Genomic DNA, 2,437 nt, shown 5'->3' with positions numbered 1-2,437 from the left:
ACCGGCCCTCCCGACTCAGGTGCCGGGGCCGTCCGAGGCCCACGGGGCCGGCGACCTCGTCGAGCTCGTCGTCTCCGGTGAGGAACTGCCCGGGCACCAGTCGCTCGTCATCCTCCGCAGGGGGCAGGAGATCGCCCGCACCCAGATCTCCCGGCCGGATCCTCTTCTCCCAGGGCACCCATTCCGGGGCCACGACCGACCCTGGCCCGGGGAGGAGGGAGATCTCGTCGACCGTCACCTCACCGCCGGGGACCAGCGCCAGGACACAGGCCCAGTACCACCCCCGGTAGCCGGCGAGGTCGGACGCGAAGCGGTGGGTCGTGGTGAACGGCGCCTCGACGACGCTCCCCAGGTGCTCACCCACCCCGTGGACCGCGAACTCCTCCACGGCCGCACGGGCCACGTCGACGCCCGAGGCCAGTCGCTCGCGCAGGGCCTCGTCGAAGCCCGAGGCCTGATCGGTGCTCACGGGGTCCGCCTCCTGATCCGTGTCTACCTCGGTGTTCACCCGACCCATTATGCGCGCCATCGCCACGACGTCGCGGTTCGGCCCGGAGTACGGCATTCTTGAGTCATGCGCAGCGTCCTCGGCACCCTCGGCCCTCTCGCCGTCACACTGTCCCTCGTCGGTGCCGTCGCGGCGTGCTCCTCGACGGGTTCCGACTTCGCCGGGAGCCCCACGCCCGCCGAGGCCTCACTGGCGTCGTCGAGCATGCCCACCGGGTCGGGTTCGGGCTCGGGCGCCACGGCCGGCGAACACGTGCCGGTGGGCCCGTCCGAGCCGCGTCCCACACGGGGCTCGGTCGAGGTCGTCCGGACCCTTGAGCACGACCCCGCGTTGTTCACGCAGGGCCTGCAGGTGGTGGGTGACGAGATCTACGAGTCGACCGGGCAGTACGGCCACTCCGAGGTGCAGCGCCGCCCTCTCGCCGGTGGCCCGCCCACCGTCTCCGTGAAGATGGCCGACCACGAGTTCGGCGAGGGCCTGGCCGTCACACCGGACACGCTCTGGACCCTGACCTGGACCAACGGGATCGCCCACAATCGTGATCCCCGGACCCTCGAGGTGCGCTCCGAGGCCCCGTACCAGGGTCAGGGCTGGGGTCTGTGTTTCGACGGCGGGCGGCTGATCATGAGCAACGGCTCCGACGAGCTCACGTTCCGCGACCCCGTCACCTTCGAGCCCACGGGCACGGTCGCGGTGACCTCGGGGGGCGCGCCTGTCCGCCAGATCAACGAACTCGAGTGCACGGACGGCTCCGTCCTGGCCAACGTCTGGATGACCGACGAGGTCATCCGCATCGACCCGGCCACCGGCGCGGTCACCGCCATCTACGACGCCTCGGCGCTCGAGCGGCCCCGGCCCGCCAGCCGGGAGGCGGTCCTCAACGGGATCGCCGCGCTCCCCGGTTCGGAGAACGTGCTGCTCACCGGGAAGCTGTGGCCCACGATGTACGAGGTGCGCCTCATTGGGTGACCGCTCCCCCGGTCCGGCCCGCCGTGCCGCGGCCAGAATCGGCCGAGGCGTCCGGCGGGTCTTCCACGCCGACGGGGCGAACAGATCGGGCCTGTCGCAGCTCAGCTACGTCACCGTCGCCAACTTCGCGTGCGACGCCATCCTCGCGGTCGCCCTGGCCAACACGTTGTTCTTCTCCGCCGCCACCGCCGAGTCGCGTAGCAACGTGGCCCTGTACCTGCTGGTGACGGTGGCACCGTTCGCGGTGATCGCCCCGGTGATCGGACCGGCGCTCGACCGGCTTCGCAGCGGGCGGCGCCTCACGGTGTCGCTCACCTTCACCCTGCGGGCGGTGCTCGCGGTGATCCTCGCGCTGAATTTCGACTCGTGGCTGCTGTACCCCCTCGCCCTGGGAATGCTCGTCCTGTCCAAGACCTTCGGCGTGGTCAAGGCTTCCATCACCCCCCACGTCCTGCCGCCGGCGCTCGACCTGGTCCGGACCAACTCCCGACTGACCGTGCTCGGCCACGTGTGTGGGTCACTGATCGCGGGCGCCCTGGCCGGGGCCGTGTCCTGGCTGTGGGGCTCGGACGCGGCGCTCTGGTTGCTCGCCGTGGTGGCGCTCGTGTCGGCATACGTCGCGATGACCATCCCCGCCCGCGCCGAGGCCTCGCTCGACGAGGAGTCCGCGACCCTGCGCATGGACCGCGGCCGTCCGCTCGTCAGCGGACTCAAGGCCGTCCTGACCCGGCCACTGGGTCGTCAGGTCCTGGCCAACCTCTGGGCCGTGTCGATGGTCCGTCTCATGACCGGCTTCCTCACCCTGTTCCTGGCGTTCGTGGCCAAGGCCCAGGAGAACGCCACGGCGGCGGAACAGGCCGGGATGCTCGCGATCGCCGGTGTGGCGGGAGGTCTGGGCACGTTCGCGGGCAACGCCGTGGGCGCCCGCCTCCCGCTGGGCCGCCCGGGCCGGATCACCAC

At 71.6% G+C, this 2,437-nt stretch carries 3 protein-coding genes; 2 read left to right on the top strand and 1 reads right to left on the bottom strand.

The window, feature by feature from the left end; all coding sequences use genetic code 11:
• Window positions 1-517: DUF3027 domain-containing protein (locus tag IY392_RS08360; RefSeq protein ID WP_194860957.1), on the bottom strand; the 517-nt coding region annotated here is incomplete at its 3' end.
• A gap of 57 nt (window positions 518-574) precedes the next feature.
• On the opposite strand from IY392_RS08360, the gene IY392_RS08355 reads away from it, so the two are divergent.
• Together IY392_RS08355 and IY392_RS08350 are read left to right on the top strand one after the other, a co-directional pair.
• Window positions 575-1,477, top strand: coding sequence for a glutaminyl-peptide cyclotransferase (locus tag IY392_RS08355; protein WP_182613379.1), 903 nt, complete (start codon window positions 575-577; stop codon window positions 1,475-1,477).
• Window positions 1,470-2,437 (top strand): MFS transporter (locus IY392_RS08350; protein ID WP_194860956.1); only part of this gene is annotated, 968 nt, incomplete at its 3' end. The genes IY392_RS08355 and IY392_RS08350, both read left to right, overlap by 8 nt.

Origin of the sequence: Dietzia sp. SYD-A1 (assembly GCF_015356725.1) — a bacterium.
Lineage (GTDB): Bacteria > Actinomycetota > Actinomycetes > Mycobacteriales > Mycobacteriaceae > Dietzia.
The sequence above is the reverse complement of the archived record's forward strand: the minus strand, read 5'-3'. Positions and strand labels throughout refer to the sequence as shown.

Bases quoted from the DNA above. Each gene is read 5' to 3' on its own strand.
- IY392_RS08355 (WP_182613379.1), top strand. From the start codon at position 575: ATGCGCAGCGTCCTCGGCACCCTCGGCCCTCTCGCCGTCACACTGTCC.